10 protein-coding genes and 1 pseudogene are annotated in these 15,188 nt (G+C 65.4%); 5 read left to right on the top strand and 6 right to left on the bottom strand.

The features are described 5' to 3' along the window. The first annotated feature begins 83 nt into the window (after nucleotides 1-83). From K307_RS19490 to K307_RS19475, 4 genes are all read left to right on the top strand, one after another. Nucleotides 84-866 (top strand): (Fe-S)-binding protein, encoded by a 783-nt coding sequence (locus K307_RS19490; protein ID WP_042880551.1) that lies wholly within the window; start codon nucleotides 84-86, stop codon nucleotides 864-866. Then, nucleotides 863-1,570, top strand: a complete 708-nt coding sequence (locus tag K307_RS19485; protein ID WP_042880550.1) for a LutC/YkgG family protein — start codon at nucleotides 863-865, stop codon at nucleotides 1,568-1,570. Before K307_RS19490 ends, K307_RS19485 begins: the two co-directional genes overlap by 4 nt. After that, the gene (locus tag K307_RS19480; RefSeq protein WP_042880548.1) at nucleotides 1,567-3,012 is read left to right on the top strand and encodes a LutB/LldF family L-lactate oxidation iron-sulfur protein; all 1,446 of its coding nucleotides are present in this window, start codon (nucleotides 1,567-1,569) and stop codon (nucleotides 3,010-3,012) included. Before K307_RS19485 ends, K307_RS19480 begins: the two co-directional genes overlap by 4 nt. 81 nt (nucleotides 3,013-3,093) lie before the next feature. Then, on the top strand, nucleotides 3,094-4,794 hold the full coding sequence (locus tag K307_RS19475; RefSeq protein WP_042880546.1) for a lactate permease LctP family transporter: 1,701 nt from the start codon (nucleotides 3,094-3,096) through the stop codon (nucleotides 4,792-4,794). Nucleotides 4,795-4,910: 116 nt separating this feature from the next. Here K307_RS19475 and K307_RS19470 read toward each other — a convergent pair whose 3' ends face one another. The 3 genes from K307_RS19470 to K307_RS19460 form a co-directional block, all read right to left on the bottom strand. Beyond that, nucleotides 4,911-6,032 (bottom strand): CaiB/BaiF CoA transferase family protein, encoded by a 1,122-nt coding sequence (locus K307_RS19470; protein ID WP_042880544.1) that lies wholly within the window; start codon nucleotides 6,030-6,032, stop codon nucleotides 4,911-4,913. Nucleotides 6,033-6,049: 17 nt separating this feature from the next. Beyond that, a complete protein-coding gene (locus K307_RS19465) occupies nucleotides 6,050-7,024 on the bottom strand; it encodes a Bug family tripartite tricarboxylate transporter substrate binding protein (protein WP_042880543.1) in 975 nt (324 codons plus the stop codon). 171 nt (nucleotides 7,025-7,195) lie between these two features. Further along, nucleotides 7,196-8,995 (bottom strand): acyl-CoA dehydrogenase family protein, encoded by a 1,800-nt coding sequence (locus K307_RS19460; RefSeq protein WP_042880542.1) that lies wholly within the window; start codon nucleotides 8,993-8,995, stop codon nucleotides 7,196-7,198. A gap of 124 nt (nucleotides 8,996-9,119) precedes the next feature. On the opposite strand from K307_RS19460, the gene K307_RS19455 reads away from it, so the two are divergent. Then, the gene (locus K307_RS19455; RefSeq protein ID WP_051974971.1) at nucleotides 9,120-10,034 is read left to right on the top strand and encodes a LysR substrate-binding domain-containing protein; all 915 of its coding nucleotides are present in this window, start codon (nucleotides 9,120-9,122) and stop codon (nucleotides 10,032-10,034) included. Nucleotides 10,035-10,357: 323 nt separating this feature from the next. On the opposite strand, the gene K307_RS19450 is transcribed toward K307_RS19455, so the two are convergent. From K307_RS19450 to K307_RS46275, 3 genes and pseudogenes are all read right to left on the bottom strand, one after another. Continuing rightward, a complete protein-coding gene (locus K307_RS19450; RefSeq protein WP_051975070.1) occupies nucleotides 10,358-11,380 on the bottom strand; it encodes an IS110 family transposase in 1,023 nt (340 codons plus the stop codon). A 44-nt stretch (nucleotides 11,381-11,424) separates the two neighbouring features. Then, nucleotides 11,425-12,924: a group II intron reverse transcriptase/maturase gene (gene ltrA / locus K307_RS19445; protein WP_042876565.1), complete on the bottom strand. Its 1,500-nt coding sequence runs from the start codon at nucleotides 12,922-12,924 to the stop codon at nucleotides 11,425-11,427. A gap of 791 nt (nucleotides 12,925-13,715) precedes the next feature. After that, nucleotides 13,716-14,416: pseudogene (locus K307_RS46275) on the bottom strand (group II intron maturase-specific domain-containing protein). Between the last annotated feature and the right edge of the window lie 772 nt (nucleotides 14,417-15,188).

Genomic DNA, 15,188 nt, shown 5'->3' with positions numbered 1-15,188 from the left:
ACTGGTCCAACCAATTTGAACTGCCGCCCGGAAGCGGGAATTATGCGCCGAAACGTGCGACCCCAGCACGTCCGGAGCGAGACATGAAGGATCGTCAGTACCCCACCGGCCCTGCGCCCACGCAGTGCTACCTGTTTGCCACTTGCCTGGTCGACCTGTTCGTCCCCCAGGCCGGGCTCGACGCCGTGCGGCTGCTCGAGCGCGAAGGCCTCACCGTACACTTTCCACGCGCGCAGAGCTGCTGCGGCCAGCCGGCCTACAGCAGCGGTAATCCCGACGCGGCCCGTGCCGTGGCGCGCGCGCAGCTCGACCTGTTCAGCCAGCCGTGGCCGGTGATCGTGCCGTCCGGTTCGTGCGCGGGGATGATGCGCCACCACTGGCCGCAACTGTTCGCCGATGATCCGGTGGCCGGGCCCAAGGCGCGCGCGCTGGCCGAGCGTATCTACGAACTGGGCGAGTTCCTGCTGAACGTGCTGAAGGTGGACTTCGGCGACGCACTGCCCGCGGGCCAGGCGCAGGAGCGCATCGTGCTGCATACCTCGTGCGGCGCCCGTCGAGAAATGGGTACGCGCGGCCATGGCGTGGCGCTGGTCGATGCGCTGCCCGGCGTGACGCGCGTGGAGCATGAACGCGAGTCGGAGTGCTGCGGCTTTGGTGGCACCTTCTCCCTCAAGCATCCCGATATCTCCGGCGCGATGGTGCGCGACAAGGTCGCCTCCGCCTGCGCCACCGGCTGCGACCGACTGGTATCGGCGGACTGCGGCTGCCTGCTCAATATCGGCCACACCGCCACGCATGACGGCGCGCCGCTGCAGGTGGAACACCTGGCGAGCTTCCTGTGGCGCCGTACCGGAGGTGAAGCATGAACCCGCTCAGCGCCCGCGAGCGCATGCTCGGCCGGCTGCGCGCCGCTGCGCCCGCCCCGTCGCCCTCCACCGCGGAACTCGACCGCCGCATCGACAGCCATTTCGAGGCGCGCCGCCGGGGCCCCGCGGACATCGATGCCCGGGTGAGCGCGATGCGCCTGGCGCTCGAAGCCTCGCACGCAGAAGTCTGGTGCGCCGGGGACGATGCGTGGCCGGCGCTGCTGGCTGCCGGGCTTTCCAACGCCGGCGTCCGCCGCGTACTGCTGGATCCATCCAGCCCTGCCGGCGCGGCGCTCGCAGGCGCGTTACCCGCGCAGATCGAGGCCATCGGCTACGACCGTCCCATCGAGCAGTGGAAAGCCGAGCTATTCGACACCGTCGACGCCGGCTTTACCGTGGCCCGTTCCGGCATCGCCGCGACCGGCACGCTGATCGTCGCGCCCGATGCGGGCTCGCCGCGCACGGTGTCGCTGGTGCCGCCGCTGCATATCGCACTGGTGCGGGCTTCCACGCTGCATCAAGGCCTGCACATGGCCTCGCGCGCCGAACGCTGGCGCGACGGCATGCCGACCAACCTGGTGATGATCTCAGGCCCGTCCAAGACCTCCGACATCCAGCAAACGCTGGCCTACGGCGCCCACGGGCCGCGCCGCCTGTGGGTCGTCATCGTGATGGACACCGAAGCGACGGAGGGCCGGGCATGAGTCAGAGCACGCTGCATTTCATTCCCGCGCAGGACTTCAAGGCGCGCGCGCGCGAGGCGCTGGACGATCCCAAGCTGCGCCAGAGCTTTCGCGGGGCGATGGATTTCCTGCAGGGCAAGCGCCTGGCGCAATTCCCCGATGCCGACGAACTGGAACGCCTGCGCGACCTTGGCGAAGCCGTGCGCCAGCACGCGCTGGCCAACCTGCCCGACCTGCTGACGGAACTCGAGGCCAGGCTCACCGCCGCCGGCGTGCAGGTGCACTGGGCCGAGACCGCCGACGAAGCGAACCGGATCATCCACGGCATCGCAGCCGCGAAGCACGCGAAGCGCGTGATCAAGGGCAAGTCGATGGCCAGCGAGGAGATCGAGCTGAACCATTACCTGGCCGAGCGCGGCGTGGACTGCATCGAATCCGATATGGGCGAGTACATCGTGCAGCTCGCGGGCGAGAAGCCTTCGCATATCGTGATGCCGGCGATCCACAAGACCAAGGGCGATATCGCGACCTTGTTCGAGCAGCACATCCCCGACACGCCCTATACCGAGGACGTCGACACGCTGATCCAGACCGGCCGGCGCGCGTTGCGGCAGGCATTTGTCGAAGCCGACATCGGCCTGTCTGGCGTGAACTTCGCCGCGGCGGATACCGGCACGCTGTGGCTGGTGGAAAACGAAGGCAATGGCCGGCTCTCCACCACCGTGCCTGACGTGCATATCGCCATCATGGGCATGGAAAAGGTGGTGGCGAAGCTCGAGCACATCGTGCCGCTGTCCAGCCTGCTGACGCGCTCAGCAACCGGGCAGGCCATCACCACGTATTTCAACCTGATCTCCGGCCCGCGCCGCGAGGGCGAGCGCGACGGCCCGCGCGAGGTGCACCTGGTGCTGCTCGACAATGGCCGCACCCAGGCCTATGCCGACGCGCAGCTGCGCGCGACGCTGCAATGCATCCGCTGCGGCGCGTGCATGAACCACTGCCCGGTCTATACCCGCATCGGCGGGCACGCCTACGGCACGACTTATCCGGGCCCGATCGGCAAGATCATCTCGCCGCACCTGCTGGGGCTGGAGGCCACCGCCGACCTGGCGACGGCGTCGAGCCTGTGCGGTGCCTGCGGCGAGGTGTGCCCGGTGCGCATCCCTATTCCGCAATTGCTGGTGCGACTGCGCACCGAATCCAATCGCGACCCGGAAGAGCAGGTTGCCAATCCGTTGCGCGGCCAGGGTGCCAAGTACAGCCGCGGCGAGCACCTGGTGTGGCGCTTCTGGAGTGGGGCTTATTCGCATCCCACCACCTACCGTCTGTTCCGCTGGGCGGCTACGCGGCTGCGTGCGCTGGCACCGACCAGGCAGATGGGGTGGACGCAGCACCGTACGCCGCTGCAGCCGGCGGCGCGGAGCCTGGCGGATTTGCTGAAGGAACGAGGACAGCCGGAGTAGTCGAGTTGGCGTTCCGACGCCCGCTGCCCTGGCCATAACTACAAGATTTTCTGAAACACCACTGAAGTAGGAGACTGAGCAGTGCAACCCTGGACCCAACTCTATACGCCGCTGGGCAGCCTGTGGCTGTCGGCGCTGGCGGCGGCCATCCCCATCCTGTTCTTCTTCATGGCGCTGGCGTTCTGGCGCATGAAAGGCCATGTGGCCGCGGCGCTGACGCTGCTGCTGGCGCTTGGCGTGGCGATCTTCGCCTACGGCATGCCCGCGCAGCAGGCGTTTGCGGCGGCAGGCTTCGGCTTTGCCTATGGGCTGTGGCCGATCGCCTGGATCATCGTGACCGCGGTGTTCCTCTACAAGATCGTGGTCAAGACCGGCCAGTTCGACATCATCCGCGCCTCGGTACTGTCGATCACCGACGACCAGCGGCTGCAGATGCTGCTGATCGGCTTTGCCTTCGGCGCCTTCCTGGAAGGCGCGGCGGGCTTCGGCGCGCCGGTGGCGATCACCGCGGCGCTACTGGTCGGGCTGGGCTTCAACCCGCTGTATGCCGCGGGCCTGTGCCTGATCGCCAATACCGCGCCGGTTGCCTTCGGCGCGATGGGCATCCCCATCATCGTGGCCGGACAGGTCACGGGGCTGGACCCCTTCCATATCGGTGCCATGGCCGGCCGCCAGCTGCCGCTGCTGTCGCTGATGGTGCCGTTCTGGCTGGTATTCATGATGGACGGCGCCAAGGGCGTGCGCGAAACGTGGCCGGCGGCGCTGGTCTGCGGCGGCAGCTTTGCCGTGACGCAGTACTTCACCTCGAACCATATCGGGCCTGAGCTGCCGGACATCACCTCGGCGCTGGTCAGCCTGGTGTCGCTGGCGGCGTTCCTGAAGGTGTGGCAGCCGCGCAGCGCGTCGCAACGCGCGGGCGGCGCCGTCGGTGGCGGCACCATGGCGCTGTCGGGCTTCGGCGGTGGCTTTGGCGGTGCGCCGGTGAGCCGCAAGCCCTCGCCCTACACCATGGCGCAAACGCTGCGTGCGTGGGCGCCGTTCGGGATCCTGACCGCGATCGTCACGGTGTGGAGCCTGCAGCCGTTCAAGGCGCTGTTTGCCGCCAACGGTGCGCTGGCCGGCACTGTGCTGAAGTTCAAGGTTCCGGGCCTGGACCAGATGGTGATCAAGGCCGCGCCGATCGTCGCCACGCCCAAGGCCTATGACGCGGTGCTGAAGCTCGACCTGCTGTCCGCCGTGGGCACTGCGATCCTGCTGACCGCGCTGATTTCCGCGGTGCTGCTGCGGATGAAGCCGCGCGAGCTAGTGGCGACGTTTGGCGAGACGCTGGTGGAACTGGCGCGCCCGGTGCTGTCGATCGGCCTGGTGCTGGGCTTTGCCTTTGTCGCCAACTACTCGGGGATGTCGTCGACGCTGGCGCTGCTGCTCGCCGGCACGGGTGCGGCGTTCCCGTTCTTCTCGCCGTTCCTGGGCTGGCTGGGCGTGTTCCTGACCGGTTCGGATACGTCGTCCAATGCGTTGTTCTGCTCGCTGCAGAACACCACAGCGCACCAGATCGGCGTGTCCGATACGCTGATGGTGGCGGCCAACACCACCGGCGGCGTGACCGCGAAGATGATCTCGCCGCAGTCGATCGCGGTGGCCTGTGCTGCGACCGGACTGGTGGGCAAGGAGTCGGAGCTGTTCCGCTTTACCGTGAAGCACAGCCTGCTGTTCGCGGTGATCATCGGCATTATCACGATGGTGCAGGCGTACCTGCTGCCGGGGATGATTCCGGGGTGATGGCGTAGCGCGCTGCAAGACTTCGCACGCTGCCGGTTTGCTCCCCTCTCCCGCAAGCGGGAGAGGGAGCACCCAGATCGTGATTCAAATCCTTGGGCGCCTTGGTGGCCGCCTTGTTAATCGAGGAATCCCTCCCCCTCGCTCAGCGGCGCATAACGGTACGTCGCCGGCGTCCGGCTCAGCTTGACCGGTGCACCCAGCCCCTTGTAGCCACCTTCCATCTCCACCACCATCTCGCGGTGCATCGTATGCGCATGCTGGAGCGCGTCGGCAACCGACAATACCGGCGCACATGGCACGCCCATTCCCACCAGCGTGTCGGCGAGTGCCTTGCCGTCGAGCGTACGCATGCGCGCTTCCAGCTCCGCCTTCAGCGCCACGCGATTCACCGAGCGCGCGCCGGCGGTGGCATAGCGCTCGTCATCGGCCAGCTCGGGTAGCTGCAGGTGCTCGCACAGAATGCGGAACTGCCGGTCATTGCCGACCGCGAGGAAGATCGGGTCCGTGGCCGTGGCAACGGTGTCGTAGGGATAGATGTTCGGGTGCGCATTGCCGGTGCGCTGCGGCGTCTTGCCGCTCATGAACCAGTTGGCCGCATGCGGATGCAGCAGCGACAGGCCGGAGTCATAGAGCGCCGCTTCGACGAACTGGCCGCGGCCGCTGCGCGTGCGTTCCTGCAGCGCGAGCAACACGCCGATCGCCGCGTTGAGGCCCGTCACCATGTCGACCACCGGCAAACCCACGCGCAGCGGATCTCCATCGGCTTCACCGTTGATGCTCATGATGCCGGACATGGCCTGGATCGCGGCGTCGTAGCCGGGCAGGCCGCCGAGCGGGCCGTCGGCCCCGAAGCCGGAGACGCGGCAATGCACCAGCCGCGGAAAGCGCGCCGACAGCGTGTCGTAGCCGAGCCCCCACTTCTCCATGGTGCCGGTCTTGAAGTTCTCGACCAGCACGTCGGCGTCGGCGAGCAAGGCCAGCAGCACCTCGCGATCCGACTCCGTGGCCAGGTCGAGCCGCATCACGCGCTTGTTGCGGTTCAGGCCGAAGTAGTACGAGGCCACGCCGTCCTTGAACGGAGGACCCCAGGTGCGGGTGTCGTCGCCCTGCGGCGGTTCGATCTTGAGCACGTCGGCGCCGTGGTCGCCGAGGATCTGGCCGCAATACGGGCCGCCCAGGATGCGCGACAGGTCGACCACGCGGATGCCGGCGAGCGCGCCGGGGCTGGATTGGGTCATGGCGGATTCCTCTTGACTTAGTCGAGCTGCGCGCCCGACTTCTGCACCACGGCGCGCCACTTGCCGACCTCGGCCTTGACGAAGCCGCCGAGCTGTTCCGGCGTGGTCGAAGGTGCAAACTCCAGGCCCTGCGCCTGCAGGGTCTTGCGCACCTCGGGCTGCTTGAGCGCATCGGCAAAGGCGCGGTTGAGCTTGCCGATCACTTCCGGCGGCGTGCCCGCGGGCGCGACCACGCCGAAGAACACCGACACATCAAACCCGGGCACGCCCTGCTCCGCAACGGTCGGCACATCCGGCAGCGCCTGCGAGCGCGCCTTGGTGGTAACGCCCAGCGCACGCACCTTGCCGCTCTTGATAAAGGGCATCGCGGTCAGCACGTCGGTGAAGGTCATGCTGACCTGGCCGCCCAGCAGGTCGTTCAGCGCGGGGCCGGTGCCCTTGTACGGGATGTGCTGGAAGTCGGTGCCGGTGACGTTGTTGAACAGCACGCCCGCGAGGTGCGACGAGGCGCCGTTGCCGGACGAGGCGTAGGTCAGCTTGCCCGGATGCGCCTTGCCGTAGGCGATCAGTTCGGTGACGTTCTTCGCCGGCACGGACGGGTTGACCACGAGCACGTTGGGCAGCTGGCCGATCTGGATCACCGGGGCGAAGCTCTTGACCGGGTCGTAGTTGATCTTGCGGTAGAGGCTGACGTTGATCGCCAGCGGCGCGGAGGTGCCGAACATCAGCGTGTAGCCATCCGGCTCGGCGCGCGCGACCACTTCGGCGCCGATATTGCCGCCGGCGCCGGCGCGGTTCTCCACCACCACGGGCTGGCCCAGGCTGGTCTTGAGCGCGGCGGCGAGCGTGCGCGCCATGGCGTCCGTGGGGCCGCCGGGTGGGTAGGTGACGACCATCATGATCGGCTTGGTCGGGAAGTCCTTCTGCGCGAAGGCGGGGGCGATGCAGAGGGCGCAGGCGGCGAGGCCCGCTACGCGGTGCCAGAGTTTCATAGCGTTGTCTCCTGGTGTTGGACGTCTCCCGCGGGGCGGGATGGTGGTGCGGGGGATCTGGAGAGAGGGATGGTTTAGCAAAGGGCCACGCAACTGGAGGCGCCTGCCCTCTCCCCGGCCCCTCTCCAGCAGGCGGGAGAGGGGAGCAAACAAGCGGTGGAGGATTTGTTGTCAGAACACGTTGACCTCGTCGACCGCGCCGGCGGCGCGCACCACGCCATCGGCGGGCGGTGCCACGGTGTCGGCCAGCCATTCGGGCTCCGCCTGCGCGGCGAGCGGGTCTTGCGGCAACACGCGATGCCGCAGCACCAGCTGCGCCAGCCGCATGCGGCGCACCGAGCCGATGCGGCCGGCTTCCCACGCCATCGCCACGGCGCTGGTCACGTGGTACAGCGCGGAGGCCGCCTGGCGTGCCAGCAGGTCGCCGTCGGCACCGGCCTCGGCGGCTTGCGCGGCGAGCTTCGCGGCGGCGGCGATGGCGCCTTCGAACACCGCGCGCGCCTGCGCATGCATCGGCGTATCCGCCAGCAGCCGTGCCAAGTGCGCCTGCAGCACCGGCAACGCGCCTTCACGGCGAATCGCCCGCAGTACGTCCAGCGCCACGATATTGCTGGTGCCTTCCCAGATCGAGCCGAGGTGGGCGTCGCGCACCAGGCGCGGATCGCTCCACTCCTCGATATAGCCGCAGCCGCCGCGGATCTCCATGGCATCTCCGGTGACCTTGCGCGCGTCGCGGCAGGCGCGGAACTTGACCAGCGGGGTCAGGATGCGCATCAGCGGGTAGGCATCGGCCTCGCCGGCGTCGGCGCGGCGCAGTGCCTCGGCGGTCTGGAACACCATGGTGCGCGCCTGCTCGGTGGGCAGCGTCAGCTTGAGCAACTGGCGGCGCATCAGCGGCATGTCCTGCAGCCGCTTGCCGAAGGCCTGGCGCTCGTGCGCGATAAACAGCCCCTCGGTCAGCGCGCGGCGCATCAGGCCGGCGGCGCGCACGCCGTTGGACAGGCGCGAGTTGTTGATCATGTCGGCCATCTGCACGAAGCCACGGCCAAGCTCGCCGACCAGGTGCGCATGCGCGCCTTCGAGCCGGATCTCGCCGCTGGCCATCGAACGCGTGCCGAGCTTGTCCTTGAGGCGAATGATGCGGTAGTGGTTGTCGCTGCCGTCGGCCAGCTTGCGCGGCAGCAGGAACAGCGACACGCCCTTGATGCCGGGCATGGCGTTGCCGGCTTCATCCTCGACGCGCGCCAGCACCATCGCCAGCGCGGCGTCGGGGTTGGAGCAGAACCACTTGTCGCCGGACAGGCGCCAGCCACCCTCGGCACCCACGTCGCGCACCGCGCGGGTGGCGGTGGCGGCCACGTCGGAGCCGGCGCCCTGCTCGGTCATGAACATCGCGCCCTGGTGCAGGTCTTCGAACACCTGCGTGGTCAGGTTGGGCAGGAAGCGTTCGACCAGCGCCGGGTCGCCGAACTTGCGCAGCGTGCGCGTCAGCGAATCGGTCATCGACAGCGGGCAGCACAGGCCGAACTCGGCCTGCACGAACAGATAGGTGAGTGCATACTTCGCCGCTGGCGGCATGGGCTTGTCCCAGCCAAGCACGCCGCCGCGATGCGAGGCCGCTGCCAGCCCGAACTCGGCAAAGGCCACGCGCTCCAGCTCGACATAGGCCGGATGCTTGTCGATGTGCTGCGCATCGACGCCCGCGCGGGTGCGGTAGCTCAGCGTGGGCGCGTTGTGGTCGGCCACGCCGGCCAGCTCGTCGAGCACGCCGCCGGCCAGCGCGCCCATGCGCTCCAGGTGCGGCAGCAGGTGGTTGAACAGGTCTGCCGGCAGGTACAGCGGTAGCAGCGCGGGCAGCTCGGGATCGGCGCTGAACAGGCTGCCGCCGTGGCGATCGGGTACCGGATGGGCGACGGCCGGGGTTCCGGCATGAGCTTGGGGTGCGGTATCGCGCACGGCGCTGGTTGGCATTGGCTGGGGCTCCTTGAGGGGGCGGGTCGCTGCGGCCGACCCTTTGGCCTCCATTATTGGAACCCCAAGGATTTGCGTCTAATTCTAAAATTGGCTTGATCCATATAATTTTTGTATCGCTACCATGGAATTCCGCCACCTGCGCTACTTCCTCGTGCTGGCCGAGGAACTGCATTTCGGCCGGGCCGCGCGCCGGCTGGCCATTTCACAGCCGCCGCTGTCGCTCAATATCCAGCAGCTGGAGGCATCGGTCGGGGCGCGGCTGTTCGACCGCGACAGCCGCGGCGTGCGGCTGACCGCGGCCGGACGGGCGTTCCGCGAGTCGGCCACGGCACTGCTGGCACAGGCCGAAGCCGCGCGTGTACTGGCGCGGGAGATCGAAGCCGGCGCCGTCGGGCGGCTGCGGGTGGGCTTTGTCGGGTCGATGCTTTACCGGGGGCTGCCACAGTACCTGCGCGACTTCGAGGCGGCCTATCCGGGCATCCAGGTGGCGCTGACCGAGCTCAACTCGCAGGAACAGATCGACGCCCTGCTGCACGACGAGCTTGACGCCGCCTTTATTCACACCGGACGCGTGCCGGACCCGCTGCAGGCGACGCTGGTTCACAGCGAACCCTTCGTCTGCTGCCTGCCGGCCGACCATGCGCTGGCCGTGCGCACCGAGCTGCCGCTGGCGGTGTTGCGCGGCGAGGCGTTCGTGCTGTTCTCGCGCAAGGCGTCGCCGGATTACTACAGCCGCATCTTCGACATGTGCGCCTCGCAAGGCTTTTATCCGCAGATCCGGCATGAGGTGCGCCACTGGCTATCGGTGGTATCGCTGGTGTCGCAGGGGATGGGGGTGGCGGTGGTGCCGGCGGCGCTGGCGCGCTCAGGCATGGCCGGCGCGGCATTCCGGCCGCTGGCGGGCACGGGGGTGCGCTCCGAGGTCTATTGCGTGTGGAAGGCGGCCCCGGACCATCCTGCGCGCGATAACTTCGTCGCCATGGTCCGTGCTTTGGCAGGCCATGCAATCCAGGCCGGCAGCCAGGGGCAGACCTAATCGGCATAGGGGGCAGCCATCCGGGCTGCGCCCCTGCCACATACATGGACGCCCCCGTTTTGTCAGGCCTTCATTGGCGATGGGGTCGATGATTGAGATTGCGGCCATACATCCGGACTGTTGAGAAGGCGACTATGGCGCCTTTGTCCCTGATGGAATCTGCTGATCGGGCTCTAATCACCACCTCGCGCTCGAAGCGGCCTGTGACAGGGCAGAGTATTCCGATCCCGGTCCAACCTATCTTGCCATCACGTCGTGAGTGCCCGAGCAACCTCCTGGGGGGAACGTTCTTTTACTAGACCGATCGGATTACGCGACCTCCTCTAAGACGATGCGTAATCCGATCGGAACGTACGGTCTTGTGTGAGCAGTGCCCAGGCGATTCGCGCATTCCTGTTGGCCACCGCCACCACGGCGATGTTCTTGTGGCGTCTTACCAACAGCCGACGGAGCCAGCCAGAGAACGCGTCGTTTTTGTTTGTGGCGTAACGAACGACGGCTCGTGCTCCGTGGACCATTAGCGTGCGCAAGTACGTGTCACCGCGCTTGGTAATGCCGAGCAGCAGCGGCTTACCTCCGCTCGAATGCTGCCTCGGCACCAAGCCTAGCCACGCAGCCAATTGCCGAGCGTTGCTGAAGCACTTGCCATCCCCGATCGAAGCAACAAGTGCACTGGCCGTGATCGGGCCGATCCCGGGAATCTCTGCCAGCCTCCGGCTGGCGTCATTGGCGCGATGCCAAGCTTTGATCTGGGTCTCGAGCTCTTCTACCTGTCGATCGAGTTCCTTTAGATGATCGATCAAGCGCTGGACCAACAAGCGGAACGAGCCCGGCAGTTCGTTGCTGGCATCTTCGATGAGCGCCGGCACGTGCTGGGCGATGTTTGTGATCCCCCGCGGGATTACGAGACCGAATTCCCCGAGCAGCCCGCGGATCTGGTTGGCCTGCGCAGTACGAGCGCGGACGAACCCTTGACGGGCACGATGTAGTGCAAGAACCGCCTGTTGGTCGATGTTTTTGACGGGCACAAATCGCATGTTCGGCCGTGCCACCGCCTCACAAATAGCCTCCGCATCGGCAACGTCGTTCTTGTTCGTCTTCACATAGGGCTTGACGAATTGAGGTGCCATGAGCCGTACCGTATGTCCGAACCCCTGCAGCTTGCGTGCCCAGAAGTGGGCGCTGGCGCAGGCTTCCATGCCGATCACGCAGGGCGGAAGTTTTGCAAAGAATGTGGGCATCTGGTGACGTCTTAGTTGCTTCGTCAATACTGGCTTGCCATGCTCGTTCACACCGTGGACCTGGTCGGGTAGCAGCGACGCATTACTGCGCCGCCGCCCCCTCAGAACCGGACGTGCAGGTCGCCCCGCATCCGGCTCAAGCCATTCCTTCAGCGCCACTGGGTGGCACCGGACAGCCCGGCGGAACGTTTCGCGGTTCGACGGCGGGCAAGGTAGATGTCCCATGCCGGATCAAACGGATTAGCCAGTCCCCGGATTTTGATGTGGCGCTGGATGGCGGCCGTCGCTGCGCGGAAGAGTTGCAGGCCGCAGGTGTCATCCTCGGTCGAACCCTTCGTTGCAAAATCCCAGGACCGATGTCCGTCACACCGGAAGTAACGTTTCCTGACCCACCGGGCTCCTTTCGTGGGGTGCCTACGTCTTGCCCACTTCCAGAGCAGGTGCCAGATGTGCGAGTCGATCGTTGAGAAGGTCGCTTTTGCCACGACGTGGCGATGATACATAGTCCAACCCCGAATGATCGGGTTCAGCCTACGGATCAACGCCTCTTGGGTGACACTCGCGTTGCCCTTGATGACTTCCCTGACCTTGTCGAGCAGCGATTTGATACTTTTCTTCGCTGGCTTGATCAGCAGTTTGCCGCCGTACTTGCGCACGTTTTGGCCAAGGAAATCGAAACCCTCCGCTATGTTGGTGATCCTGGTCTTCTCTTCCGAGAGTTCCAGACCTCGGGCGGCCATAAACTGCCTGACCGCGGGAAGCACCCGGGATTCCAGCACATCTCTCGACACGCCAGTCACCACAAAGTCATCGGCATAACGGACGACGTTGAGCTGAGCCTTGCTGCGAGCAAGTTTGGATGTTCCCACACTTGCATGGACTGCCGCTTCAAGCCCATCCAGCGCCATATTCGCGATTACGGGCGAGATAACTCCCCCTTGGGGTGTACCCGCCCGCGACTCGAACAGAGTTCCCTCATCGATATATCCGGCCTGAAGCCACTTTCGCAGAACCCCCTTATCCATCGGTACGTTCTCCAGGAACCAGGAATGACTGAAGTTGTCGAAACAGCCTCGAATGTCACCCTCCAGAACCCATTCTGGCGAGGCACGCTTAGCCAGAACGTTGAAGCACTGCTCGATGGCATCGGCGGTCGAGCGTCCGGACCGAAAGCCGTAGGAATTGGCATCCGCCAGAGTCTCCGCGACGGGTTCCAGAGCGAGCTTCCATAAAGCCTGCATCGCCCGGCACCGCATACAAGGAATTCCTAACGGACGCTTCTTGCCGTTACTCTTGGGAATGTAAACCCGCCGCAGCGGCATCGCCCGATAGCCGCGATGACGTAGCGACACCATTCCGTTCCATCTGGCCGCCGGGGACGACCATATCCTGCCATCCACCCCCGGCGTCCTCTTACCGCGATTTTCCGTCACACGCTTCACGGCCAACATCTTGCCGCTATGCGAGCGGGTCAGCAGACGTTGCAAGGCTTTCACCTTGCTCCATCGGCCTTCCCGGACCACCTTGGCGATACGCACCTGAAGCCGTTTCACCTCTGCCTCAATGTGCGGCCAGTTCGCCTGATCCCACATCTGTGCAGCGTGCGAGGACGCACCAGCTCCCGACACTTTCGCATCGTACGCCGTCATCTGCTTTCCCTCGTATAACGGTTGGTCAAAGTTCTCTCGCCATGAATGACCCTGCGGAAGTCTGCCCACTTTCGTGTCGGGCAATGTTGCAGCCCGTATCCCGGCCATTACAGCCGGGCGTTCGCTTTCTCCGCATTCCTTTACCCACCGTGCCAACAGCGTTCCTTACGGTTCGCCTGCCGTCACCGGCAGCATGATGGGCTTACCCTGTTCCGCATGAATCTCCGAGCGGGGCGGACCCTTCCTCTTCGCCGGCGGCTGGTTGTCCATGGTGGTCCAGTCTTCGAAGACCACTCCTCACCGCATACCGTTTTGGTTCAAGCCTGTCAGCACGTTTGGCTTGTCAAAGATCACGACGTTTATCAGAAGTTCACATATGTTGGTCGTACCCACTCATCCCTTGCTCCTCTCCGCCTTCGTGCTGGCAGATTCCGCTTCGCCTCGCGGCTGGGCGTACCGGTTATCCGGCGGCTACGTTGTCCCCAGAGCTTCACACCGAGCTGTTACCGGCTCCGCATGTCTGGGTAGGGAACGGTTGATGGAACAACCGGTTTCGTCAGGCCATACGTTCTCCTGTGAAACAGAAATTCAGGCGACTTGCAGGTCGCACGAAGATGTTCTTGGCCAAGTCAATGCCGACTGTAGTAACGTTCATGATGACGCCTCCTTCGATGAAGGTTGAGCTTCGAAGCACTTACCACTTTGGCACATCGATGCCGTTTCGGACGGGGGCGTCCATACCATTACCACCCGGCATGCGGGTCCGCACCGGGCGGTTCGAGAGGTTGAGGTTAAGCAAGGCGAGGCATCCCCAGTAGGTCGAAGAAGGCGATAGTCAGCACGCGGTTTAGCTCGCCATCGCTATTGCGCCACCAGCGGCGGCTGTTGGCCGCCACCCGCTGGGCTGTCGCATGCGCGGCCCCCAGCGCCCGCAATTCCCGGTAGATCGTAGTGCCGTGGCGCCAATGCTTGATTTGGATCGCTCGCAACCGGTGACGCATCCACTCGTCCAGCTTTCGCCAGACCTGGGGTGTTTGCGCCAGCCGGAAGTAGGCCGTCCAACCCTGTACATATGGCTTCAGCCGCTCCACGACCGCCCGTAGACTCCGGCCGCCTGAGCGACCGGTCAGTTCGCGGATGCGTTGCTTGAACGTCAGCAGCGGCTTGACTGCCACTTTGCGCTTGACCACACCACCTGCGGCCACCCAGAAGCGCGAATCACCGGCCACGTCGTCACCAGATGGCGAGCGGTCTGATCAATATCCAGACCATCCACGCCAGCGGCACCCTTGTTGCGTCTGACCCGCCTGAACGCCTGCTTCAGGTTCTCTCGCGTCAGCGCCGCTGCCAGCAGCGCCGACCCTGTGTTCTCCGGTTCGCGTCGCGGGCCGCAGGCTTCGTCGCAAACGAGTTCCCGGGCGGCTTCACCGTCCGTTTCCCTCGCTCGCCCCGCTCGCGCGGGCTTCTGACGCAATGCCTGTTGCATCGACACGGCTTCGAACACTCCCTCTCGTTCGGTCCTTCGTCGGCGGTCTTGAGCCTTCCCGGCGCTACCCCCGACTACTATGACGTCTGCTGAGACCCCGCTCCGGCTCGACGCCGTCGCCCTTTCAGGCGCAAGGCGGGGCGTCCCCAGGTAAGAACGCACTCCTTCGCTGCACAACCGCCGGATTTACGCCGCCTCCCCTTGATCACAAGAACTTCGCGGTTTCCTGCCCGCTCGTCCTGGTCGGCACCGCCTTCTATCCGGTTCGTATCCCTCGGCTCGCAGCTTCGCTCCACGCTTCCTCCCCACGATCGGTCACCCTCTCGCAGTTGCGCTTCGCTTCGTTCGCTGTGATCAACTTACGGTGGGACTTGCACCCACAAGAGTGCGCCCATGCTGGGCGCACAAGAAAAAGCCACCGGCTCAACGGCCGATGGCTTGTGAAGTACGCGTGGAACGGGGTGTTCAGCGTGCGTGCAGCTTAACGCCGCAGGCTTATGGGATCCAATAACGCAAATGTAGTAATTGAACGTATTTACATGATGCTGGTTGCATTCCGCTACGGCCGAAATTCGCTGCCAGTTTCTGAAGTCAGCGGTGCCTGCTTCCGTGCTGCACCGTACTAACGCCTCCATCCGGAGCGGTTATTATTCGCCTCCCGGCGTGCCCGCCACCTGTGGGCATCGCCGCGCCTCATTTACGATACAATGAAAACGATTTTCATTTACGTACCCCGGCGGGGTCCTGCCGGCCGCATGGCGACTCCCTGGCGGCAGGC

This window comes from Cupriavidus necator A5-1, from assembly GCF_000744095.1.
Classification (GTDB): domain Bacteria; phylum Pseudomonadota; class Gammaproteobacteria; order Burkholderiales; family Burkholderiaceae; genus Cupriavidus; species Cupriavidus necator_A.
This window is presented reverse-complemented; position numbering and strand designations above follow the sequence as displayed.